Consider the following 22,312-nt stretch of genomic DNA (forward strand, 5'->3'; position numbering starts at 1 on the left):
GTTAGTTGAGTTGGCTACTCGGGCCGACGCCGAGCGCCTCCTCGAGTTTGGACTGCCCCCAGCTTGCGGCCTCCTCGGGCGACCGATCCGAGACGACGAGCTGCTGGACGACGTCCGCGAGCACGTTCGACGATTCGAGGGTCCCGACGCTCGGGATGTAGAGGTCGTTCTCGACGTGGATGTCGCGGAAGCCGTAGAGCCGCGCGTCGGGGAGCGCCTCGAACTGCGCCTGGACCGACGACTCGTACTGGCTGACGACCTCGTGGTTCCAGAAGTCGTCCGAGTTCTCGCCGGTGGCGGTCACGGGCAGGTACAGCGTCGGTTCGGTGTTGGCCAGCCACTCGCCGTAGGTGCCCGCGCTGTGGAGCCACTTGACGAAGGTGCCGATGGCGTCTTTCTTCTCTTCGTTGAACACCATGATGTCGTTGACGTAGTGGATACTCCCGGCCTGGCCGTCGTCCGGGTAGGGCTGTTGCATCGCCCCGAAGTCGTCCGAGTACTGCGTCTCGGTCAGGCGGCGCATCCACGACGAGAAGCCGGTCGTCGAGTGCGCGGTTCCCTGCAGAAGCGACGTCTCCCACTGTCCCCAGCCCCAACCGGTCGCGCCCGGCGGGCTGGCCTGGTTGAACATCTGCTTGTAGAAGTCGAGGACCTCGACCGTCTCGGGCGTGTCGAACATGACGTTCCCGTCGGGGCCATAGACGTACGAGTCCTTGTTGATCATCAGGTTGTACAGGTTCTCCGTCGTCCAGAGGTTGCTCGCGGCCGGGAGGACGATGCCGTAGTTGTCCCCGTCGGTCATACTGCTCGCGGCCTGGAGCCACTCGTCCCAGTTCTGGGGCGGCCAGGCGTCGGTCTGGCCGAGCGTGTCCGTACGGAAGTGGTTCAGGAACACCATGTCCCACATCGGAATCCCCCACGTGCCGCCGTCGTACTGGAAGGGGCTGATGGTGTTCTCGTACATGTCGTGTTCCTCTTGGAGGTCCGAGACGATGTCGCTGACGTCAACGAGGTCGCCGCGGGACTGGAAGGTCATCGTGAACGCCGGCAGCGAGAACATGAAGTCCGGCGGGTTGCCGGCCTCGATGGCGCTCGTCAGCTTGCTGAAGACGCTCCCCCACGTCTGGCCTTCGACGGTGACCTGCACCTCGTCGTGTTCCTCGTTGAACCGGTCGGTGAACCGCTGGAACTGTTCTTTGCGGTGTGGCACGCCCTCCTGGTGCCAGAACGTGATCTCGGTCGGGCTGCCGCCACCGCTCGAGCCGCCGTCACTGCTCGAACCGTCAGAGCCGCCGTCACCACCAGAGCCACCGCCGCCGTCACCCGAACCGCCGTCGCCACCGGAACACCCGGCGAGGGCCACCGCTGACCCCACCGCTGTGGTCTTGATGAAACGCCGACGCGAAACTGGACCGTTGCTACTGTGCTTTGGCATAACATGTGCGTGGTCACCATACAACTATATAAGTGTTTCTGAGGTCTGTGCGTCGGTGCGCCCTTCACAACGATTATCTCCCATTCGACCGAACGTCGCGTATGGAGATGAGCATCGACCTCGGTGGGATGTATCGCTCTCCGGGCTACTATCTCGACCGCGCCGAATCCGTCGAGCGGGCCGGATTCGACGCGGTCTGGTTCGGCGACCACATCCAGCCGTGGTTTCACAAGGACGGTCACGCCCCGTTCGCGTGGTCGTGGCTCCCGCTCGCGCTCGAACGAACGACGTCGATCCCGACCGGCGTGTTCGTCACGCCACCGATGTACCGGTACCATCCGCTGGTCGTCGCCAACGCCGTGGCAACCATCGACGACCTGTTCCCCGGTCGATTCAGACTGGGCGTCGGCACGGGCGAGCTGATGAACGAACACCCCTTCGTCGACGAGTGGCCCGACTGGAGCGACCGCGCGGGCGCGCTGGTCGAATCGCTGGACATCATGCGGACCTACTGGGAGAGCGACGAGTTCTTCGACTACGACGGCCGGTATTTCCAGTTCGACCCGGTGTACCCCTACCAGCAACCGTCGACTGAACTCGACGTCTACTGTTCGGCCACCGGTCCGAGTAGCGCTCGGCTCGCTGCCGACCACGCGGACCACCTCATCACCCTGGCGAACGTCCCCGACGTGAAGGCGCGCGTCATCGACACCTACCGGGACAACGGTGGCGACGGCGACGTAATCATGCAGACCGTCGGGGGCTTTGGCGACCGCGAACGGCTCACCGAGCGGGTACGCAACTCGTTCGCCTCGACCCTGTACCCCGAGAACTTCGACGAGACCGACCCACGGGTCCTCCAGGAATCTGCCGAGGGCGCGACAGACGAAGAGATACAGGAGGCCTTCCTACTCGCGGAGACGCCGGCCGACGTCCTCGACTGGGTGACGACACAGGAACAGAAGGGCGTGGACCACGTCGTCATCACGGACGTGAGTTACGAACAGGACGAGTTCTACCGCATCGCGGGCGAGGAGATTCTGCCGTCGCTCTGAGAGACAGGGCCGGCCGCCGACGGGCCGAGGCCAGACGTGACGGGGGCCTCCGACGCGAAGTTTCAAGTTCTCGCTCGTCAGAAACCGAACCATGGAGATCGAACGTGTCACCGTCCACCAGTACGACATTCCGCTGTACGAACCGTTCGTCACGGCCCTGAAACCGATTCCCGAACTCGAACGGGTCATCGTCGAGATCGAGACCGACAGCGGCATCGTCGGACTCGGTGAGGGCGCGCCGGCCTACGAGGTGACCGGCGAGACACAGCGGTCGACTGCCGCCGTCATCGAAGACGTCCTGGCCCCGCTCGTCGTCGGGGAGAACCCGCTCGACATCGAGCGCGTCCGTGGACAGATGTGGCGCCTGGTCGACGGGGCGCCCTCTGCACACGCCGCAATGGAAATCGCGCTGCAGGACATCCGGGGAAAAGCCGCCGAGATGCCGCTGTATCGCCTCCTCGGCGGTAACGCGACCGAGCCAGTACTGGACGTGCCGAAAGTACTGAGCATCAAGTCGCCGTCGGCGATGGCCGACGACGCCGCAGCCGCCGTCGACGAGGGCTACCGCCAGATCAAGATCAAGGTCGGCGAAGCGCCGGCGACCGACGCCGAGCGTGTCGCGGCGATCGACCGGGTCGTCCCCGACGACGTGAGCCTCAAAGCGGACGCGAACCAGGGCTGGGACGACGCGAAGACGGCGTTGGCCGCCCTCTCGGATATCGGTGACCGAATCGACGTGATAGAACAGCCGGTCGACAACGACAACGTGGCCGACCTGCACGAACTCCGACGGCGCGTCGACATCCCGGTGATGCCCGACGAGAGCGTCGAGAGCCCTGCGGACGTCCTCGACCTCATCGAGCGAGACGCCGGCGACATGTTCAACATCAAGCTGATGAAGACCGGCGGGATTTCCGAGGCCGTCCGCCTCAACGCCGTCGCGGAGGCCGCGCAGCGCCCGACCCAGCTCGGGTCGATGGTGGAAGGCGGAATCGGGACGGCGGCCGGCGTCCACTTCGTCCTCTCACAGGAGAACGTCATCTGGAACGAGATGGTCGGGCCGTTCATGACCGAGACGGGCGTGACCGACCTCGCGACCGACCTCCCTGAGATTTCCGTCGACGGCCCCGGACTCGGCGTCGAACTCGACCGCGACGCGCTGGCCACCCTGCGCACCGAGCAGACAGTGATCGAACAATGACGGTCGGTTCGGACGACCCGGTCGTGCAGCTGGCGAGCGAGCTCATCGCCCGCCCGAGCGAGAACCCGCCCGGTGACGAGCGCGCGGTCGCCGAGTGGCTCGAAACGCGCCTCGAGGAGTCGCCCACGCCGTTCACCGTCGAGACGACCGAGGTACTCCCGGACCGGCCGAACGTCGTTGCCCGCGTCGGCGACCCGGCGAACGGGAGCGTGGTACTGAACGGCCACACCGACGTCGTCCCGGCCAGCGAGGCGGACTGGACGAGCGGGCCTTACGAGCCCACGGTACGCGATGGTCGGCTGTTCGGCCGCGGGGCCGCCGACATGAAAGGCGCGCTCGCCGCGATGGTCGTCGCCACGGAACGGTACGTCGAACGCGCCGACGACCCGGGCGAGGTCGTCCTGGCGTTCGTCGTCGACGAGGAGCACGGCGGGTCGGGGATGCGCGCACTCGTCGAGAGCGGGCTCGACGCCGACGTCGCCATCGTCGGCGAACCGACCGAGATGAACGTCTGTACGGCAATCAAAGGCGTCGCCCGCTACGAAGCCGTCGTCCACGGTGAGAGCTGTCACTCCGGGCAACCCGACGAAGGACGCGACGCCATCAAAGGCCTCGACGCGTTGCTCGGACGCGTCCAGTCACTCGACGACGAACTCGAATCCACCTCGCACCCGGTACTCTCACACGAAGACGTCACCGTGACCGAAGTCGAAGGTGGCATCGCCCCGAACGTGGTCGCCGACCGCGCCGAGGCGACCATCGACTGGCGGTTCCTCCCGGGGACGACCGAACCCGACCCGTTCGACGAGCGGCTCCGAGACGCGGTCGGCGAGCTCAGCGTCGACGGCGGATCGCTCGACCTCGATCTCGAACGAACGGTGTTCGCCCGAGCCGGCGAGATTCGCAACGACCACGAGCTCGTCTCGGCGCTGCTCGACGTCGGGCAAGCGGCTGGCGCGGCGAGCGAACTCGTCGGCTTCGACGCGGCGACCGACGCTCGGTTCCTCATTCACGACGCGGAGATTCCGACGGCACACTTCGGTCCGGGGAGCCTCACCGAGGACGCCCACACCGTCGACGAGTCCGTCGCCGTCGAGGACCTCGTCACGGCCGCCGAAGTGTACGAGGAAGCGTTGCACCGGTTGGTGTAACCTCTCCTCTCGCTTACGTCCGGGACGGCGGCGTCGACATGCCCGAGAGGGCGCGTCTCGCCTCGTCGATCGCGTCCTGCCCGTCGGCCAGCAACGGTAATCCGTGCCCGGGTAACAGGCGGTCGACGCCCCGGTCGGCGAGGGTGTCGATGTCGGCGCGGTAGTCGGCGAGCGACGAGCCAGGGACGTTGAGGAGGCTGATCGACCCGTCGGGATACACCGCGTCGCCGACGAAGCACGTCGTCGTCCCGTCGGCGGTCTCGGTGAGAAAGACCACGTGGTCGCTCGCGTGGCCACGCACGCGAGCCGTCTCGAATCGACGACCCGCAACGTTGATAGCCGCGCCGGCAGCGAACGTTCGGTCGACCGCGTAGTTCTCGTACTCGTAGTCGGCCGGGTAGATGCCCTCGTCACGGGCCACGTCGACGCCGAGTTCCCGTTCGTTCCCGTCGCCGACCAGTCGTGCGGTCGCCTCGCTCGCAACGATATCGATATCGCGTCGCTGGCACGCCGGGCCGCCCTGCGAGTGGTCGGCGTGGGCGTGTGTCAACAACGCGTGTGTCACCTCACCAAACGCCGTCTCCGCACGGTCGAGCAGTTCCGGGACCGACTCGCCGGCGCCGGTATCGACGAGTACCGTCCCATCGGGGGCGGCAATCGCGTAGACGTTGCAGTCGTACTGGCTGCTGAGGCGTGCGTCGCCGGAGCCGACCAGTGCCAGGTCCTTCGATAGCTGCATAGGACCGCGTTCGCGGGCGGGACACCTAACTTCGATGGTCGACAGGGAAAGTATAAGAAGAGTCGGAACACAATCACCGTTCATGTGTCCACAAGGCAGCGAGCAGCATCCGGAGACGCGGCTGGCGAAACGAACGTTCGGGCTCGAACGTTCCGCCATCCGGGAGATGTTCGATCTTGCACAGCAGTACGACGACGACGACCTGGTACACCTGGAGATCGGCGAGCCGGACTTCGATACGCCCGCCCACATCACCGAGGCAGCCACCACCGCCGCGGAGGGCGGCGCGACTCACTACACGTCGAACGCGGGACTCCCGGAACTGCGGGCGGCCATCGCCGACGACATCACCAGCGAGCACCGGTACGACCCCGACGCGAACGTCATCGTCACTGCCGGGGCGATGGAAGCGCTCTCGCTGGCGTTTCTCACGCTCGTCGACCCCGGAGACGAAGTCATCGTGCCGACACCTGCATGGCCGAACTACCGCACACAGACAGCGATGGTCGGCGGGGAGTACGTCGAGGTCCCGCTCGACCGGGAACAGGGATTCGCGCTTGATACGGAGCGACTCGCCGCGTCGATTAACGACGACACGGCGCTCGTATTGCTCACCACGCCGTCGAACCCGACCGGACAGGTGTACGACCGCGACGCGATCGCGCGAATCGTCTCGACCGCAGCAGCACACGACGCCGTCGTTGTCGCCGACGAAGTGTACAAGGACCTCGTCTACGATACGACGGCCACCGCCGTCGCCGACGCGACCGACCATCCGGAGCACGTCGTCACGCTCGGGTCCTGTTCGAAGACCTACGCCATGACGGGGTGGCGGGTCGGCTGGTTCGCCGCGCCGGAACCGGTCGTCGACGCCGCGACGAAGTTCCACGAGAGCGTCGTCGCGTGCGCACCGAGCGTCTCCCAGCACGCCGCGCTGGCCGCCCTGACCGGTGACCAGGCGCCAATTGAGGAGATGTACGAGGCGTTCCGCCGGCGACGTGACCTCCTCGTAGACTTAGTCGATGCTCTCCCGACGGTCACCTGTCCCCGGCCCGAAGGAGCGTTTTACGCGTTCCTCGACGTCTCGTCGGTCGATGCAGACAGTATGACAATCTCGAAGCGGCTGCTCGACGAACACGGCGTCGTCACCGCACCGGGCGTCGGGTTCGGCGCGGACGTCGACGACCACCTTCGCGTCAGTTTCGCCACCGACGAGGACCGACTTACCGAGGGGTTCGAGCGTATCGGCCAGTTCCTCGAGGCGGAGGGCGTCTGATGACCGACGTTACCGTCGTCGGCTGTGGCTTCATGGGACGGAACCACGCACACGCGGTCGCCGACCATCCGACCCTCCGGCTGACCAGCGTCGTCGACGTGGACGAAGAAACCGCAGCGGCCGTCGCGGCCGAGCACGGGGCCACGGCCGAAACGGAGTTCGACCGCGCCGTCGAGGACGCCGATGCAGTCGTCGTCGCGACGCCGGAGACGCTCCACGCCGACCAGGCGCGGACCGTCCTCGAACACGACAGACACCTGTTGCTCGAAAAGCCGGTGACGGTCGACACAGACGAGGCGTGGGCGTTGGCCGACCTCGCCGAGGAGACGAACACGGTGACGGGCGTGAGCTTCATCCTCCGGTACGACACTGGCTACGCCGGCCTCCGCGAGACGGTCACCGAGGGAACAGTCGGTGACCCGATTTCGGTCAGGGCCAAGCGCGGCATCACCCGCGGTGAGTCCGAGCGAATCGGCGGCCGCGGCCACCCCCTGTACTACATGAACGTCCACGATATCGACGCGATGCGGTGGGTCGTCGGCAGCGAGATCCGCGAGGTGACCGGCATCGAGCGACGGGGCGAACTCGCGTCCGTGGACGTGCCCGACGTGATGCACGCGACGCTCTCGTTCGAGAACGGGGCCGTCGGTACGCTCACCGGATACGGTGTCCTCCCCGACGAGACGCCCGGCGGAATCGATGCGGCGCTCGAACTCGTCGGCACGGACGGGACCGCGACCGCCGACACACCCGGAACGACCCTGACGGTCAACGGCGCATCCGGCTACGACCGACCGGACGTCCGCCACTGGCCGGTCGTCAACGACCACATGGATGGCGCCGTCAAACGACAAATCGACGCGTTCGCGCGTGCAATCGGCGGCGAGCGCGAGGCCGAACCGCTCGCGACGATTCGCGACGGAGCACACGCACAGGCCGTCGCCGACGCGATCTACACCGCGACCGAGACAGGCACGTCGGTAGCCGTCGAGACAGCGGAGTGAGACTTCCACGGGCGGTTTCCAACACTGTTGAAACTTCGCAATATTCCCGCCCGAAATGATGCCTAACCCTGATTTCTCCGGATAAAGTGAAGTCAGTTTCAAGAGTGTTGGTTAGGTGTGCAAAAAGGATAAAACACTCGACGTTGTTGGTACGAAACACCAAATGACCGACCCAAACGCGGACACGGATACAGACCAGTTGCAATCGGTTATCCGGGCGTTCCGGATCGTCGAAGCGCTTGAGACCAACGAGGGGATGACGATGTCGGAGCTCGCAGACGAGTTCGACATCCCGCCGAGCACAGCCCACATCTATCTCAAAACGCTGGCGAACACCGGGTACATCGTCCGCGACGAGAACGAGTACCACCTCGGGCTTAGATTTCTGAAACACGGCGGCTACGTCCGGCACCGCCTGCAGATATACCAGGCTGCGAAATCCGAGGTCGACGCGCTCGCCCGTCGCACTGGCGAAGCCGTCGACTTCGGCATCGAAGAGAACAACAAGCGCGTGTTAGCCTACAAGTCAGAAGGGCCGGACGTCGTCACGCAGAAGCCCGTAACCGGCGATTACGCACACATGCATATGACCGCCCTCGGGAAGGCCATGCTCTCGACGTTCGACAGGCCACGTGTCGACGCCATCGTCGACGACTGTGGCCTCCCGAAAGCGACGCAGTACACCATCGACAACCGGGAGGACCTCTACGCCGACCTCGAACAAATCCGGGATCGTGGCTATTCTGTCGAGGCCCAGGAGCGCCGCGAAGGCATCAGAGCCGTCGGTGTCCCCATCGACCTCGAGAACACAATCCCGAGTGCTATCTCGATATCCGGCCCGATGAGTAAGCTGAGCGACGCACGTATCGACGAGTTACAACAACAGATACACGACTCAGTCAATGTCATCGAGATAAAGCTGCGGAACTACTGACCGCTCAGCCCCTTGTTCCGGCACTGTTGAAACGCAAACGCCCGTCGAAGTACTACGTCGAAACCGAGTAAATAATCGTGAGGAATACCTGCCGGGTATAATAACAGGCGTACACTCGATATATTTTGCTGAAGATTCGCGACAGCGCCAGAATCCAACATTGATGTGCAGAAGTGGCTGTTCCAACATTATTGAAACGCCGAATCGCTCTCTGATGGCTTCGAAGACCAATGATATGAGCGACGTCGTTCGGAGGTCGACTGGGCCAGATTCGTCATCGGCTGGCGAGACGGGTGGCAGACCAGTCTGAAACAGCGACCACAGGGTCACAGCCGGAGAGGAAATTCGAAAGATGTATTCGAATTTAGAGAGTATATAGTTAAAAATTCGTTAGAGGGACTCAGAAAAGGTATATATTTACATGTCTCGCTAATTTGCTATACTAAACGAGTTTTTAGTTATATAAAACCCATTCAGTAAGTGAACTCTGATTTTATACCTGCATAGATGGTCTTTTCTAGTATAGTGACGGTTTTCAGAATCAAAACTGCGCACTTGGCAGTCAATGAGGGATACCATACGTCTCTCACGAACAAGACGAACACCGGAACGAGGCAACGATGAGCGGCGCTCTGTACGCCACGTCACGGGAGAAATACGAGGTCCGGGCGCGGGAATTGAACCCGCCTCTTAGCCACCACAAGGCTAAAGGATGCCACTACCCCAGCCCGGACACGCCTGCTGAAGCAACCGTAGATACCTCGCTGTCACAGAAATACGTTACGACTCCGGGGTGGCTTCGAGACGCTTTTACACGGTCGCGGCGTACCGATTCGTACGCGTGGCCATCACGGACAAGATCTACGTCAAGAACCACCAGCAGCTCCGCTCGCAACTCGAGACGAGCTTCCCGAAGGGGGCGTTCAAGGGAGCGACGCTGGACATCCTCTTCCAGGGCGAGGGGCTGGCGAAACTCGACGAGGCATCCCGGGAGCGGGTGCTGGACTTCGCGGAGGACTTTCTGGACTGTGACTGCGAGGCCAGTCCCCACTGTGGCTGTCCAGAGCGGAAGTTCGTGGCCTACCTGCTCGAGCTGCGAGAACAGGGGCTCGGCCCGGACGCCATCGTCGACGTGATGAGCGACGACTACATGCTGTACGCGTACCCGGGTGACGTCCTCTCTTTCCTGGACGACTCGGTCAGGACGCTGGAAGCGGTGGAGACGCTGGCGGACGTCGACGGGCAGCGAGAGGTCGCCGACGAAGTCCAAGAGCGGCGAAACCGGCTGCTGTGACGGGGGACGTCGGTCGGGCTGGGGGCAACACCGGACTTACGCCGTATCGAGGGCCTCGACGACGTCGTGGCCACACTCCGGGCACACCTCGTGCGCGGTATAGAAACCCGTCTCACACGCTGGACAGCGATGTGTCGCTTCGTCTCTCGACGCCGACTCGGCCTCCTGTTTGAACTCCTCGACCTTCTTGCCGAGCCGGTTGAACAGACTCATACCGTGGCGGTAGTCGCCGGAGCGGCATAAGCCTTCGAGCGCGAGCGCTGGGACAGAGAGAAACCGACCCACACGAGCAGAGACAGCGGAGCCGGGCTCAGAGGTCGTCGAAGCTACCGATGCGGTAGGAGGCGTCCTCCTCCTCGCCTTCATCCAGGTCTTCGAGGTGGATGACCTCGTCCTGGTCCATCTCGTCGAGCTGCTGGCGGAGTTTCGTGACGTAGCGCTTGTGCTCTTCGAGCTGTTCGCGGAGGTGCTCGGCCTCCAGTTCGAGGCGTTCGTGTTCGCGGATGAAGCTCTTCGGGACCTCGACTTTCGGCGGGAAGCTCTCCGAATTGCTCTCCTGAGCGGCGTCCTCGAGCTCGTGTTCCGGCGCGACCTTCACCTGGCCGTCGTGGGCGACGAGCGTGTCGACGTAGTCTCGGAACACCGCGGACAGTGAGATGTCGCGCTCCTCGGCGATCTCACGGAGCGTCTCGAACTTGTCCTCGCTGACGCGGAAGGAGATCGTCTTGTTTTTGTTGCCCATATTAGCTCCCAATGGTCGCTCCTCGTATTTAATCGTTTGTCAGACGATGACACGTCCGTCGAGCCGGTGAAAGAAACCGGCGGAGAACGAAGTCGTTTAGCCGGGGCGTGCAGGCTACCCGGTATGGACGCGACTGCACACCACTTCGGCGTGACCGTCACCGACCTCGACCGAGCCGTCGAGTTCTACCGCGACGTCCTCGGCTTAGAGGTGCTCACGCGGTTCTCCGTCGGCGGCGAGGCGTTCGCCACCGGCGTCGGTATCGAGGACGCGAGGGCCGACTTCGCGCATCTCGACGCTGGGGGCGCGCGCCTCGAACTCGTCGAGTACACGCCCGAGGGCGAACCGCGCGAGACGCCCGGACTCAACCAGCCCGGTGCGACACACCCCGGACTGTCCGTCGACGACCTCGACGCCGTCTACGCGGGACTGCCCGAGGACGTCGAGACGGTGAGCGAACCGCAGACGACAGAGAGCGGGACCCGGATTATGTTCGTCAGGGACCCCGAGGGGAACCTGGTCGAACTGCTCGAGGGTTAGTCCGCGCTGGCTTCGGCCTGCTCGTCCTGCAGGCTCTCGAGGGCGCCGACCGCCGAGCGGCGGTAGGCGTCGACGTCGTCGCCGTACTCCTCGCGAGCCATCGCGACGTACTCGTCGGCGTCGGCCTCGTCGGCGTCGGTGAAGCGCTGGACGCGCTCCAAGGTCCGCTCGGCCGTCTCGACGACCCAGCGGTCACGGGTCGCCTCGTCCACCTCGGAGATGGACTCGGGGCGAACCGAGACGTTCACCTCGCCCTCGTCGGTCTCGTAGGTCCGGGGCTTGCCGACGACGGCGACGTACGCGGGCGGTTCCAGGTCCCGGAGCATCGACGCGGCGTCGGGCTGGTACTGCCCGGCGTACATAAAGAACGTGTCGCCGTTGGGGTCGACGACGCGGCCCTGCCAGTACTCGCTGTCCTCGCCGACGTCCTCGGTCTCGGTGAGCGTGCCGACGATGAACACGCGGTTGGCCCGCTGCCCGGTCGGGAGCAGGACGTACACCGGCGCCCGGTCGTCCTCGGATTCCTTGAACGTGTAACTCGCGTCGTTGAACTCGCGTGCGAAGACGCGGCGGGCGACTTCGCGGGTGGGGGTACTCGACATCTAGATCGACCTCGCTTTGATGAGGGCACCTTCCGCATCCACGGTCCCGGTCAGTCGCTCCTGCTCGTCCGCGAGGACGTAGCGGCGGAACGTCGGGCCGGTGACCCGGTAATAGCGTCCCAGAATCTTCTGGCGCATCTCGTCGGCGACGACGGTGGTGTCGAGCGCGTCCATCGCCATCTCCTTCGCTTCCGCGAGGGTGATGCCGGTGAGCGACTCGGTTGCTTCCTCGTCGAAGATGACCTCGGTGACCTCCTCACCGTCGTCCAGGACGCCCTTGATGCGGAGGTCGAACTCGCCTTCGACCTCGCCGTGTTCGCTACAGCGGCCGTTCTGGAGGACCCGCGTACAGTCGTCCTCGGGACAGCGCTTGATGAGGCCCGAGCCCGACTGGATGTCCACCAGCGCGCCCTCGACCTCGACGCTGTCGTCGCCGACCTCGATTGCCTCGTCGAGCTCCTCGATGACCGTCGTCCGGTTGAGCTTCACCGAGAACTGGCCCTGGTACTCGTCGGTGACGACGTTGCGCAGGGCGTAGGAGGTTCCCTCCTCCAGTTCCGGGAGGTCGGATTTCGACCACTTGGTGAACTTGATGGTGCCCGTCTCGTCGCCGAGCAGGCCGACCTGCGCGACGGCGTCGGCGCGCGGTTCCCACAGTTCGACGACGGTGACGCGCATGTCGACCCACTCCTCGGGGGCGTCGACGTCCGACACCTGGACCTGGTCGTTGCCGCCGCCACCGCCGCCCAGCTGCTCGCGGTCCATGCCGGCCTCGTCCAGGTACGTGTTGACGACGCTCCGGCGGGCCTCGGTCAGCGGGACCTGGTAGTCGTCGACCAGGGTCTCGAGGCGCGAAACGACGTCCTCCACCTCGATGTCCAGCTGGTCGGAAAACTGCTCGTGTATCTCTACTGCGTTGGTACGCAAATCTGACTCACTCATTGGCGTTCACTGTCTCCACCTTGTTTTCGTCGGGAGACACTAGACCGTTGGTCGGCATCGCCTATAAACGCTCGTTTAGCACGGTGAAAGTGAATCCCGAAGCCGGCAGTCGGTCGCCACAAACGCCGGCGAAAGAGCGGCGTTCGCGCGGCCGGGTTACGCGAGAAGATTGATTTGTCGGGGCCCGCTACGACGGGGTATGAGCGACGACGACCGGTTGGGGCGGTTCATCCGGAACAGCCTCCGGTCCGCCGGCCGTCAGCTCTCGGACGCGAAACGCGCCTACAGCAACGGCAAACGAGCCGCGCTGGCGGGGCTCCCCTCGGACGACGAGGGGCGGGCCCGCATCGTCTGTCGGCGCTACGCCGAGCGCCGCGCAGCCTCGCTCGACGAGCAGCTGCGCCCGGTGTGTTACGACGCCGACCACCCCGACTGCCAGGGGTGTCTGGAGGACATCCGGGACGGCACCGTCGAGACGTTCTGACCTGAGCCGGGACCGTACCTTTGAATCGTCCGGCGAGCAACGTGACGTTATGGACAGACCACTCGTCGCGCTGATTCTCGCCGGCGGCACCGGGACGCGACTGTATCCCGCGAGCCGGTCGGACCGCCCAAAGCAGTTCCAGTCGTTCGGCCGCGACCGGTCATTGCTCGCCGAGACGGTCGAACGCGCCGGATTCGCCGACGAGACGTACGTCCTCACCCGCGAGGACTACGTCGAGGGCGTCCGGGACCGCGCACCCGGCGCCGCGATACTGACCGAGCCGGAGCCGAAAGACACCGGCCCGGCACTGGCCTACGCGGCGTACAAGATCCGCGAGCAGGTCGGCGACTGCGTGCTACTCGTCCTGCCCAGCGACCACCGTATCGAGGGTGACTTCGAGGATGTCGCCCGGACCGCCACGGACGCTGCAGTGGAAACAGAGGGGGTTGTGACGCTCGGCATCGAACCCGATCGCCCGGCGACCGGTTACGGGTACATCAAGCCTGGAGCGGCCGAGGACGGCTACAATCGTGTCGACGCGTTCCACGAGAAACCCGACCGGGAGACGGCCACGGAGTACGTCGAGGACGGTTTCTACTGGAACGCCGGGATGTTCGCGTGGACGCCCGAAGCCTTCCTCGCGGCCACCGAGGGGACGCCCCTGGAGGAGCTGGTCGAGGGCTTCGAGGAGAGCCCGGCCGACGCGTTCGCGGCGGTCGACCCGGTGAGCGTCGACTACGCCGTCCTCGAGCGGGCGGATAACGTCTACGTCGTGCCGGCCGACGTCGAGTGGGACGACCTGGGGTCGTGGGACGCGCTGGAGCGGGTGCTCGATAGCGAGGACGGTAACGCCGTGCTTGGCGACCACGTCAGCATCGACAGCGAGGGGAACGTCCTGGCCTCGGACGGCCACGTCAGCGTCGTCAGCGTCTCGGACCTCGTCGTCGCCTCGTTCGACGACCGGACGCTCGTCCTCCCGAAAGCCCAGGCTCAGCGGGTCCGCGAAGTGGTCAGCGAGTTGCGAGCGACCGGTGAGTTTTAGCGAGGGAAACACACAGGAGGATTGAGCGAGAAAAGCGGGTATGGAAGGGGCTGCTCGCCAGTTCTGGCTGACCGTCGTCCCGCTGCTCGTGGGGTTCTCGGCCGTCGGGTTGCTCGTGTTCGCGGCGCTCTTCCCGGACCAGCTGTTCCCGGTCGAGAGCGAGGCCTACATCGCGACGGCGGCGGCCGCACTGGTCTCGCTGGGACTGCTCGTCTGGCAGCTGGCGACGCCGAACGGCTCCGCCAGCGAGTCGCTCGACCGGCCGGGCCGTTAGCTGCGCATCGACCCGCCGTCGATGGGGAGCGCGGTCCCGGTGACGTACGACGCGCGGGCCGACGAGAGGAAGGCGACGACGTCACCGAGTTCTTGGGGACGACCGACACGGCCCAGCGGCGCGTCCGACCACTCAGCAAGTCCCGCCTCGTAGGAGTCGTACTCGCCGCGTTCGACGGCGGCCTCGACGAGTTCCTCGATGCGCGGGGTCTCGTGAGCGCCCGGGAGGACGGCGTTGACACGGACCTCGGGGCCGAACTCGCGGGCCTGGGTCTTCATCAGGCCGATGACCGCCCGGCGCACCGCGTTCGAGAGGACCAGGTCGTCGATGACCTCGGCGACCGACCGGGAGGTGATGTTGACGACAGTGCCGGCCTCGGAGTCCCGCAGGTACGGGTAGGCAAAGCGGGTGGTCCAGACGACGCTCATCACCAGCAGGTCGAAGGCCGTGTACCACTCGCGTTCGGTCGTCTCGAGGAAGGGGCCGGGCCCGGGCCCGCCGGCGCTGGTGACGACGTGGTCGAGGCCGCCGAGCGTCTCGACGGTCTCCTCGACGAACGCCTCGACCTGGGCGCGGTCGGTGATGTCGGCCTCGACCGCCAGGACGTCGCCGTCGCCGACCGCCGCGAGTCGGTCGCGCGCCGAATCGACGTGGTCGGGCGTCGTGCCACAGACGGCGACGTGGGCTCCCTCGCGAGCCAGTGCCTCGGCGCTCGCGAGACCGAGTCCACTCGTCGCAGCGGTACACAGTGCTACGTTCCCGTCGAGTTCGAGGTCCATACCAGTCGCCACGGCGCTGCGGGTCAAAAAGTCACGGTGCCGCTCAGCGGTAGTGTTGAGTTTAGCGGTGATTGATGCAGAGAGCCAGAAAGCCCCGGCTGGCTCCGGGAAGGCGGGCGAAGCAACACTGGACTGAGCGAACGGAGTGATCGAAGGCAGCGCACAGCGAGCCGCGGGTCGCGTGGGACCTCCGGTTCCACGTCTTGGTGAGCGGGCCGTGCGCGGCGCTGCGCGCCGCGAAGTCGAGGCGGTTTCACCGCCTCGCAGCCCGCGAACCAAAGCTCGAGAACGCGGGGGCTTTCTGGCTGTTTGCACTCAGACACTCACAACTAAACACGACCCGTCGAGCTGCGTTAGCTGCCCCAGAAGTTGTCGCGACTGCCGAGTCGACGCCGGTCGTCGTCTTCGCTGGTGTCGTCTGCCGTCGCCCCGTCGTCCTCGTCGTCGGCGTCGGCTGCCTCGTCTTCGTCGAGTTCCAGCCGCTCGATCTCGTCCGCTCGCGCGTGGTTCGAGCGCACCTTGGTCACCTTCACCAGCGACCTGGCCGGCGGCAGGACGCCGTCGACCATGATGATGAAGCCGTCCTCGGTTCGGCCGACGCCGGCACCGCTCTCGTGGATGTCCTCGACCGTCACCTCCACCTCCTCGCCGATCTTCACCGGCTGACTCTTGAGGTCCGAGATGGGCTGGCTGTAGTGGTTGCACCACTCCGCACCACCCCGGTCGCCGTAGTGCGTACAGCCCATCCCCTCGATGCGTTCGGTGAAGTTGGGGCATTCGTCTGCGAGCGGACAGTCGGGCATAGCGTGGCGTAGATTGGCTGATGGCAAAACGCTTGCGACCTGACGGACCCGCACAGCGAGCGTCGCCGCCCCCGAGTGGCTCGGGTCGTCACCCACGCTCTCCAGGCAGCTGCTCAGGTGTCCGGGTCCCGGTCCGCGTCCAGATCCGCGTCCCCGGACCGGGGTGGCTCGTAGACGTAGAGGTGCTCGTCGTGGAGCACGAAGTACGCGTCACCGTCGGGGTCCTCGATGACGCTGTTGTCCGTGTCGATGGCGAAGTCGACCAGGTCCTGTAGCGAATCGGCCACCACACGAGGTCGGTCGAAGGCCGATTCTGGGAGGCGCATTCGGACAATCCAGTCGTCGTAATCCGACCGGTCGTCGCGGTACTCGAGATAGGTTCGGTCGGCGTCCGAGAGTGAGAGATACCCGTCCCCGCGGCCTCTGGCGACGAGTGCGAGCCCCAGGCCCGACATGCCGAGCAGCAGCGGGCCGACGACCGACCACGGGCCACCGGATGACGTTTCGACCGGGACTGCCCGCGTCGTCTGGTAGGTCTCGTGACTCCCGTTCGGGGTGACGTAGTAGACACTCTCGGTCGGTTCGATAGCGAGCGTGTACCGCTCGGTCGTTGTCCGTGGCTGGCCGTTGACCTCGCCGTTCAGCGCCACGACAGCGACGATGGTCATCTCGGTCGACCCGGGGAGGTCACCGAAGGCCGCTTCGGTCTGTCCGGACTGGTGTCGCACGTCACTCACGTTGAGCGAGAACGGCACCCGGACGCGAGCGTCGGGACCGAGCGAGGCACTCGACTCGGTGGCCAGCGCCTCTCGCTGGGACCACAGCACCGTCTCGGTGTCCCGGTCGTCGACAACGCGCCGCGTCTCCAGGAAGACGGTGGTGTTCACGTCGAGCTCGCCGCGCTCGCTCGCGCCGTATTCGAAGCTGAAGACCCCGTCGAGAACCGGTGTGACACGCAGGAAATACGGGTTCCGGCCGTCCAGCGTCTGTCCGACGGGGAACATCGGGTTCGACTTCTGGACGGTCGCGGCGTGGGTGAACGAGCCGTTCGTCTCCCACGAGGAGACGACCCGTTCCTCGGTGGTCGTCGATGGAGCGACGGTCGACGTGTAGGTCACCCAGGCGCTCGCAGTGCCGACCAGGAGGAGCAGTCCCACGATGAGCGGAAACCACGTGCTGGCCAGGTGACGGAGTCGAAGCGAGTCCAGCGTCATTGCCGGCTCCTCGATGGAATGCTACTTTGATACGCGGTCGCTCGCCGGATAAGCCGGTCGCTACTGCGAACCGGCGAAGCGAGTAGCGACCGACTACGAGCACGCGCCATCGTTCAACAGTCCACCGGGCGGACGAGCGTCCCCGATTCGTTCGAGCCGCTCACGTCGACGGTGATGTCCGCTGTGCAGTCGACGTCGGTGAATTCCACGGTGAGACGTTCACCCGGGTCGAATCCCCCGTTCAGTGCCGGGGTCTGCGTCTCGCTGCCGACGGTCACGATCAGCGTCGTGAGCGTCGTCCCCGGCGGGTACTGATTCGTCACGTCGACGGTGAGGTTGGTCGCCGTGCCGGTGGTGTCGACCGTTTGCTGGAAGCCGAGATAGGCGGTCTGGTCGTCGGTGGTGGAGACCACGAACGAACGGTCCGCGGACATCGTGACGTTCCCGGCCGAGGCCACGGTGACGCCGACGATGGCGACCGTCGCGACCAGCACGAGGAGGAGGCGATGGGGCGCCACGTCACTTCACCTCCGGGGGTGTCTCGCGTGCGCCCAGGCGCATGTGTCGTTTACTGTCGTGGACGTGGACGAGCGACGAGAACAGGATGATGGTCACGAAAAACACCCCCCACAGTTCGGTCTCTAAGAGCGTGACCGGCCACACCTGGGCCCAGCCGCCGACGAGGACGAGGCCGCTGAGCAGTGCGTAGCCCAGGTAGTAGAGACTCCACGGGATGTCGCGCTTCGGGACGACGTCGATGTAGAAGTCCTGGTCGGCCGCGGCGTCCGTGAGGGTGACAGTTTTGCGCTGCGAGTCGTACTCGATGAGTCCGTGGTCGTCCAGTTTCGGGAGGTGAAACTGGTGAAGCGCGTTCTGGACGCGTTTGCGCTCCTTGTAGGAGAGGAGGTCCGGCGGTTTCTCGTTCTCCCAGCCGGCGATCTGGCCGGCGAGGTCGCCGACCTCGACCGACCGCTTCCCTCGCCGCTTGAGAAAGTGGAGGACGAATCGCCGCCGTTGGTTGCTCAAGACTTTCAGTACCGTATCGTGAGAGAACGGGTTCGTCTCGTCTGTCCCACTCGACCCACCCTGGTCCGTCGAAACGGACCGCGTTTGTGTTGCAAGTTTCACACACACCACCGGTTAGATGTGCTACAATTCGTAGATGGACGAATAGTATACGCCGTCTACGACAGAAGTACACGGGATCTAATACACGTATAGAGTGATTGGGTCGAGCGGAGCTGACATGTTACTCCGGTAGGGTGTCGAGAACGATTCCCGGATAGAGTGTATGCGAACCCCGCTGAGGGTATTTTCCAATGTAGGTCTGTTCCCAACGGAGAGACGTGACCTGCCGTGACGATTCGGACGGCGACGACGGACGTGCGTCGGCGCAGGTACACAAACACTGGAACATCCAACAATGAGACGACGAAAATTCCTTACCGCCGTCGGGGCACTCACTGCAGGAAGTGCCGCGACGCTCGGAACGAGCGCCTTCGAAGGCGCGTACATCAACGGTGACCGCTCGCTCGAACTGGACGTCGAGAGTGACAACAACGCGTACCTCAAGCTGATCTCCACGAGCCAATACTCCTCCTACGAGAGTGTCAGTGGAGGCTGGGAAGGCGGCCAGGGCGTCAGCCAGCTCACGGTCACGATCGACCGGCTGAACCCCAACATGGACTCGCGGTTCGACGACATCTTCCGCGTGCAGAACACGACCGGCTCCGAAGTGGAGCTGGCGATCGGAGATGGGCCCGACTGGAACGGTGGCTACGAGGACACGCTCAAGATCTTCGCCCAGCCGTCCGGTGGCGGCTCCCCCGTCCGACTCGACGACGGCGGGTCGATTACGCTCGCCGCGGGTGACTACGTCGAGATCAACGTGGTCGTCCTCCTCGCCACTGGACCCAACAGCGGCAACCCGAACGGGCATACCAAACCGGATACGCTGACGTTCACCGCCGACGGAACCGACTCCAGCGCCTGAGCGAATTCACTCGGGCGGCACGACCGTCACACCTCGCTTTCACATCACCGCTTTTTCGGACCCGGCCGCGCTCGGAGCGGAGCTGGCACAACGCCACTCGAACGGGCATTAGCAAGCGTGTACTTGTAACCCTCCCCGTCCACGGACCCACCACGCGAAGGAACAATGAATCCGCGCTCGCTCGCTGGTCACCTCGGGACGCTGCTCGTCGCGGTACTCGTCGCGGTCGTCGTCCTGGGTGCGATATTCGGACAGCCCCTCCTGGTGAGTTTCGTCACCAGCGGGAGCATGGAGCCCAGTCTGACGCCCGGCGACGGATTCGTGGTCGTGCCGAAAGCGGTCGCCGGCCCGGTCGGACCGGGCGACGTCATCGTCTACGATGCCGAGCGGCTCCACAACGGCGGCCTGGTGACCCACCGTGTCGTCGACGAGACCGAGCGCGGGTTCATCACGAAAGGCGACGCGAACGCGTTTATCGACCAGGGGGACGGTGAGCCGCCGGTCAAATCCGCGCAGGTCGTGGGCGTCGCAGTCCAGTACCGCGGCTCCGTCGTCGCCATCCCACATCTCGGGACGGCGTTCGGCGCTGTCAACGACGCCCTCGGGTCGGTGCAGTCCACCATCGCGCGGACGACCGGAACACGCGCGGTCCTCGGGACGAGCGGCCTCGCGTACCTCTTTTTCGCCGGGTCGGTCCTCTGGTACGGACTCGGGCTCTGGCAGGAGCGAACCGGACGGGCCCGACGGCGCTCGACGTCGCGAGACACGGGCCAGAGCGTGCACCTGATCGTCGGTACGCTCGTCATCGTCGTCGTCGTCGCCGCGACGGTGGGGATGGCCGGCCCGGCGGGCAAGACGCAGTACGACTTCGTGAGCGCCCACTATGACTCGGACGGGACGCGTGTCCTCGAGAGCGGGACCTCCGAGACGACGGTCCACCCGATGGGTAACGGCGGTCCCGTTCCGATGGTGGTCTTTCTGGAGCCGGCCAACCCGGGTATCGACGTCTCTCCAGAGGAGGTGTACATCGGCGGCCGGAGCGGGGCCAACGCCACCGTGACCTTGACCGCCCCACCGGACATCGGCTACTACAGCTACTACATGGTCGAACACCGGTACTTCGCTATTCTCCCCCAGCCAGTCATTCGAGGGCTACACGAGTACCATCCCTGGGCCCCGGTCGTCGTCATCGACGGACTCCTCGCGATAGTCTTCTACGCGCTCGGCGTCGGCGTTGCCGAGACCGGCCGCGTTCGGCTCCGGTCACGGGATGTCCCGTACCAGCTCCGACTCCGTCGATGGCTCCGGCGGCGCTACTGACGGGTTGCGGTCGAAAACGGGTCAGAGAGCTCTACAAACGGCTGCGGCTGGCAGGTGTGGAGTGCCGCTATGTCTCGTCGTCGTTCCCTTGCATTACTGCCTCGTGAAGCTCGTCGTCTAGAGTCGGACTCTCGTACGCACTCTCCGTCGACCACTTGTACTGCACTGTCTGGGCGTCGTCGATGGTGACGAGTGCACGCTTAGGGACCCCTTCGTGATGTTCCCACTCGTCGTAGGCGAGTCCGAGTTGCTCTGTAACGGTTCCCGTCGTATCACTCAACAGCGGGAACGGAATGTCGTACTCCTCGATGAATTTCTCGTGCGCGTAACAACTGTCGAGAGAGAGGCCGAACACGTCGACGTCCTCTGTGAAGGCCAGGAACTCGGCATCACGGAACTTGCACATCACCTCCGTGCAGACAGGACTGAAATCGAACGGGTAGGTAACCAACACGACAGACCCTTCGTCGGTAAAGTCGCTCAATCGATATTTCGAGAAACCGTCACCGTCTGTACCAGGTAATAGAAAATCGTCGACTGCATCCGTAAGCTGAACCACTGTCGAGCTATACCTTGTGTGAGTATAAATACCCCATACCGATATTTTCGGGGTCGGGGGTTACTCACGTAGCGATTCCGCACCCGAAAACAGGACTGACGGTTCTGAGACGGGCACGATGGGATTCTCACCCGATGCCAGACCTCGCTTCGCTCGGTCTGCCGTACTTCGAATCCCCTGCGTGCTGCGATTCAGCACGCTTCACGGGCACGATGGGGTCTGATTCTCCGGGGAACTGCTACTCCGATATCACCGAACGCGATCCACCCAGCAAAGGTTTTTGACTGTAAGTGTTGTAAGGATTGAACACGGGGAACGAGACAGATGTCGAACGCCAGCAAGCGAATCCCAGTCACGGAAGAACGGTGGAAGGAACTGAACGAACTCAAGGAGGCGGGCGAAACATACGACGACCTGCTCGCGGAGTTGATACAGGAACACCAGCGGCGGCGACTCGCCGAACGGACGAAGGAAGTCCGCGAGGCAGACAGTGAGGAGCTAACGTCACTCGATGAGTTATGAGGTACTCCTCGCCGAAGAAGCCCGCGAGTACGTCGCCGCGTTAGACGAGAAGAGTACCCGTATCGTGAAGGACAACCTTCGAAAGTTAGCGGACGATCCACATCCCAGACCAGGTTCTGGCTCCGGTGACAAAGAGAAACTGGTGGTCGACGGCGAAGAACTATACCGGTTACATATCGGTCGTACTCACACCGCGTTTTATCATATTCTCGAAGCGGACGAGGAAGTCCGTGTAATCGAGATTCTGGATATCGACGAGGCACACAAGCGCTACGGGTTCGATTGAACGAGCGCGCGGCCGCATCTGTCAATTCAGTTGTATTGGCACGGGTACGATGGGATTCTCACCGAAGGAAGACGTGCTCGCTCACTGCGTTCGCTGTGCGCGACTTCCAGGGTTCGAATCT

At 64.4% G+C, this 22,312-nt stretch carries 27 protein-coding genes; 15 read left to right on the top strand and 12 right to left on the bottom strand.

What is annotated here, in order from left to right:
• Nucleotide 1: 1 nt before the first annotated feature.
• The gene (locus tag P1L41_RS03370; RefSeq protein WP_276297460.1) at nucleotides 2-1,435 is read right to left on the bottom strand and encodes an ABC transporter substrate-binding protein; all 1,434 of its coding nucleotides are present in this window, start codon (nucleotides 1,433-1,435) and stop codon (nucleotides 2-4) included.
• Nucleotides 1,436-1,536: 101 nt separating this feature from the next.
• Between P1L41_RS03370 and P1L41_RS03375 the strand changes: the two genes are divergently transcribed.
• The 3 genes from P1L41_RS03375 to P1L41_RS03385 all read left to right on the top strand — a co-directional run bounded on the left by P1L41_RS03375 (nucleotide 1,537) and on the right by P1L41_RS03385 (nucleotide 4,842).
• Entirely contained in the window at nucleotides 1,537-2,490 is a 954-nt protein-coding gene (locus P1L41_RS03375) for an LLM class flavin-dependent oxidoreductase (RefSeq protein ID WP_276297461.1), read from the top strand.
• Between the two features lie 91 nt (nucleotides 2,491-2,581).
• Complete coding sequence (locus P1L41_RS03380; RefSeq protein ID WP_276297462.1) at nucleotides 2,582-3,691, top strand: mandelate racemase/muconate lactonizing enzyme family protein; 1,110 nt, start codon at nucleotides 2,582-2,584, stop codon at nucleotides 3,689-3,691.
• Nucleotides 3,688-4,842 carry a M20 family metallopeptidase gene (locus P1L41_RS03385; protein ID WP_276297463.1) on the top strand — a complete coding sequence of 385 codons (1,155 nt, stop codon included), beginning with the start codon at nucleotides 3,688-3,690 and terminating at the stop codon, nucleotides 4,840-4,842. The genes P1L41_RS03380 and P1L41_RS03385 overlap by 4 nt, the downstream gene beginning before the upstream one ends.
• Before the next feature lie 13 nt (nucleotides 4,843-4,855).
• Here the strand turns inward: P1L41_RS03385 and P1L41_RS03390 are convergent, their stop codons facing one another.
• Nucleotides 4,856-5,581 (bottom strand): MBL fold metallo-hydrolase, encoded by a 726-nt coding sequence (locus tag P1L41_RS03390; RefSeq protein WP_276297464.1) that lies wholly within the window; start codon nucleotides 5,579-5,581, stop codon nucleotides 4,856-4,858.
• An 82-nt stretch (nucleotides 5,582-5,663) separates the two neighbouring features.
• Between P1L41_RS03390 and P1L41_RS03395 the strand changes: the two genes are divergently transcribed.
• The 4 genes from P1L41_RS03395 (at nucleotide 5,664) to P1L41_RS03410 (ending at nucleotide 10,089) form a co-directional block, all read left to right on the top strand.
• On the top strand, nucleotides 5,664-6,857 hold the full coding sequence (locus P1L41_RS03395; protein WP_276297465.1) for a pyridoxal phosphate-dependent aminotransferase: 1,194 nt from the start codon (nucleotides 5,664-5,666) through the stop codon (nucleotides 6,855-6,857).
• Nucleotides 6,857-7,861, top strand: coding sequence for a Gfo/Idh/MocA family protein (locus P1L41_RS03400; RefSeq protein WP_276297466.1), 1,005 nt, complete (start codon nucleotides 6,857-6,859; stop codon nucleotides 7,859-7,861). The genes P1L41_RS03395 and P1L41_RS03400 overlap by 1 nt, the downstream gene beginning before the upstream one ends.
• A 163-nt stretch (nucleotides 7,862-8,024) precedes the next feature.
• On the top strand, nucleotides 8,025-8,795 hold the full coding sequence (locus P1L41_RS03405) for an IclR family transcriptional regulator (RefSeq protein WP_276297467.1): 771 nt from the start codon (nucleotides 8,025-8,027) through the stop codon (nucleotides 8,793-8,795).
• A gap of 841 nt (nucleotides 8,796-9,636) precedes the next feature.
• Complete coding sequence (locus P1L41_RS03410; protein ID WP_276297468.1) at nucleotides 9,637-10,089, top strand: DUF5814 domain-containing protein; 453 nt, start codon at nucleotides 9,637-9,639, stop codon at nucleotides 10,087-10,089.
• A gap of 36 nt (nucleotides 10,090-10,125) precedes the next feature.
• Here P1L41_RS03410 and P1L41_RS03415 read toward each other — a convergent pair whose 3' ends face one another.
• Nucleotides 10,126-10,302 carry a hypothetical protein gene (locus P1L41_RS03415; protein WP_276297469.1) on the bottom strand — a complete coding sequence of 59 codons (177 nt, stop codon included), beginning with the start codon at nucleotides 10,300-10,302 and terminating at the stop codon, nucleotides 10,126-10,128.
• Nucleotides 10,303-10,399: 97 nt separating this feature from the next.
• The gene (locus tag P1L41_RS03420) at nucleotides 10,400-10,831 is read right to left on the bottom strand and encodes a DUF8146 domain-containing protein (RefSeq protein ID WP_276297470.1); all 432 of its coding nucleotides are present in this window, start codon (nucleotides 10,829-10,831) and stop codon (nucleotides 10,400-10,402) included.
• Nucleotides 10,832-10,954: 123 nt separating this feature from the next.
• On the opposite strand from P1L41_RS03420, the gene P1L41_RS03425 reads away from it, so the two are divergent.
• The gene (locus P1L41_RS03425) at nucleotides 10,955-11,371 is read left to right on the top strand and encodes a VOC family protein (protein WP_276297471.1); all 417 of its coding nucleotides are present in this window, start codon (nucleotides 10,955-10,957) and stop codon (nucleotides 11,369-11,371) included.
• Here P1L41_RS03425 and P1L41_RS03430 read toward each other — a convergent pair.
• Both P1L41_RS03430 and P1L41_RS03435 read right to left on the bottom strand, forming a co-directional pair.
• Nucleotides 11,368-11,973 carry an RPA family protein gene (locus tag P1L41_RS03430; protein WP_276297472.1) on the bottom strand — a complete coding sequence of 202 codons (606 nt, stop codon included), beginning with the start codon at nucleotides 11,971-11,973 and terminating at the stop codon, nucleotides 11,368-11,370. The genes P1L41_RS03425 and P1L41_RS03430 overlap by 4 nt on opposite strands.
• The gene (locus P1L41_RS03435) at nucleotides 11,974-12,915 is read right to left on the bottom strand and encodes a replication factor A (protein ID WP_276297473.1); all 942 of its coding nucleotides are present in this window, start codon (nucleotides 12,913-12,915) and stop codon (nucleotides 11,974-11,976) included.
• 199 nt (nucleotides 12,916-13,114) lie between these two features.
• Between P1L41_RS03435 and P1L41_RS03440 the strand changes: the two genes are divergently transcribed.
• From P1L41_RS03440 to P1L41_RS03450, 3 genes are read left to right on the top strand one after another with little or no spacing between them, the layout of a single operon-like run.
• Nucleotides 13,115-13,399 (top strand): DUF7091 family protein, encoded by a 285-nt coding sequence (locus P1L41_RS03440; protein ID WP_276297474.1) that lies wholly within the window; start codon nucleotides 13,115-13,117, stop codon nucleotides 13,397-13,399.
• Between the two features lie 49 nt (nucleotides 13,400-13,448).
• Nucleotides 13,449-14,441 (top strand): mannose-1-phosphate guanylyltransferase, encoded by a 993-nt coding sequence (locus P1L41_RS03445; protein ID WP_276297475.1) that lies wholly within the window; start codon nucleotides 13,449-13,451, stop codon nucleotides 14,439-14,441.
• A gap of 40 nt (nucleotides 14,442-14,481) precedes the next feature.
• Nucleotides 14,482-14,715 (top strand): hypothetical protein, encoded by a 234-nt coding sequence (locus P1L41_RS03450; RefSeq protein ID WP_276297476.1) that lies wholly within the window; start codon nucleotides 14,482-14,484, stop codon nucleotides 14,713-14,715.
• Here the strand turns inward: P1L41_RS03450 and P1L41_RS03455 are convergent.
• The 5 genes from P1L41_RS03455 to P1L41_RS03475 form a co-directional block, all read right to left on the bottom strand.
• Nucleotides 14,712-15,494, bottom strand: a complete 783-nt coding sequence (locus tag P1L41_RS03455) for an SDR family oxidoreductase (RefSeq protein ID WP_276297477.1) — start codon at nucleotides 15,492-15,494, stop codon at nucleotides 14,712-14,714. The genes P1L41_RS03450 and P1L41_RS03455 overlap by 4 nt on opposite strands.
• 353 nt (nucleotides 15,495-15,847) lie before the next feature.
• Nucleotides 15,848-16,297 (bottom strand): TRAM domain-containing protein, encoded by a 450-nt coding sequence (locus P1L41_RS03460; RefSeq protein WP_276297478.1) that lies wholly within the window; start codon nucleotides 16,295-16,297, stop codon nucleotides 15,848-15,850.
• Between the two features lie 113 nt (nucleotides 16,298-16,410).
• The gene (locus P1L41_RS03465) at nucleotides 16,411-17,511 is read right to left on the bottom strand and encodes a DUF5305 family protein (RefSeq protein WP_276297479.1); all 1,101 of its coding nucleotides are present in this window, start codon (nucleotides 17,509-17,511) and stop codon (nucleotides 16,411-16,413) included.
• A 113-nt stretch (nucleotides 17,512-17,624) separates the two neighbouring features.
• Nucleotides 17,625-18,029: a hypothetical protein gene (locus tag P1L41_RS03470; protein WP_276297480.1), complete on the bottom strand. Its 405-nt coding sequence runs from the start codon at nucleotides 18,027-18,029 to the stop codon at nucleotides 17,625-17,627.
• A gap of 1 nt (nucleotide 18,030) precedes the next feature.
• Nucleotides 18,031-18,537, bottom strand: a complete 507-nt coding sequence (locus tag P1L41_RS03475) for a DUF7344 domain-containing protein (RefSeq protein ID WP_276297481.1) — start codon at nucleotides 18,535-18,537, stop codon at nucleotides 18,031-18,033.
• Nucleotides 18,538-18,934: 397 nt separating this feature from the next.
• Between P1L41_RS03475 and P1L41_RS03480 the strand changes: the two genes are divergently transcribed.
• Together P1L41_RS03480 and P1L41_RS03485 are read left to right on the top strand one after the other, a co-directional pair.
• Entirely contained in the window at nucleotides 18,935-19,504 is a 570-nt protein-coding gene (locus P1L41_RS03480) for a hypothetical protein (protein ID WP_276297482.1), read from the top strand.
• A gap of 165 nt (nucleotides 19,505-19,669) precedes the next feature.
• Nucleotides 19,670-20,824: a signal peptidase I gene (locus P1L41_RS03485; protein ID WP_276297483.1), complete on the top strand. Its 1,155-nt coding sequence runs from the start codon at nucleotides 19,670-19,672 to the stop codon at nucleotides 20,822-20,824.
• A 67-nt stretch (nucleotides 20,825-20,891) separates the two neighbouring features.
• On the opposite strand, the gene P1L41_RS03490 is transcribed toward P1L41_RS03485, so the two are convergent.
• Nucleotides 20,892-21,383, bottom strand: coding sequence for a redoxin domain-containing protein (locus P1L41_RS03490; protein ID WP_276297484.1), 492 nt, complete (start codon nucleotides 21,381-21,383; stop codon nucleotides 20,892-20,894).
• Between the two features lie 324 nt (nucleotides 21,384-21,707).
• Here P1L41_RS03490 and P1L41_RS03495 point away from each other — a divergent pair, with 324 nt between their 5' ends.
• Both P1L41_RS03495 and P1L41_RS03500 read left to right on the top strand, forming a co-directional pair.
• Nucleotides 21,708-21,905: a hypothetical protein gene (locus tag P1L41_RS03495; protein WP_276297485.1), complete on the top strand. Its 198-nt coding sequence runs from the start codon at nucleotides 21,708-21,710 to the stop codon at nucleotides 21,903-21,905.
• The gene (locus P1L41_RS03500) at nucleotides 21,895-22,191 is read left to right on the top strand and encodes a type II toxin-antitoxin system RelE family toxin (protein WP_276297486.1); all 297 of its coding nucleotides are present in this window, start codon (nucleotides 21,895-21,897) and stop codon (nucleotides 22,189-22,191) included. Before P1L41_RS03495 ends, P1L41_RS03500 begins: the two co-directional genes overlap by 11 nt.
• Nucleotides 22,192-22,312: the final 121 nt, after the last annotated feature.

Origin of the sequence: Haloarcula ordinaria, assembly GCF_029338275.1 — an archaeon.
GTDB classification, from domain to species: Archaea; Halobacteriota; Halobacteria; order Halobacteriales; family Haloarculaceae; genus Haloarcula; species Haloarcula ordinaria.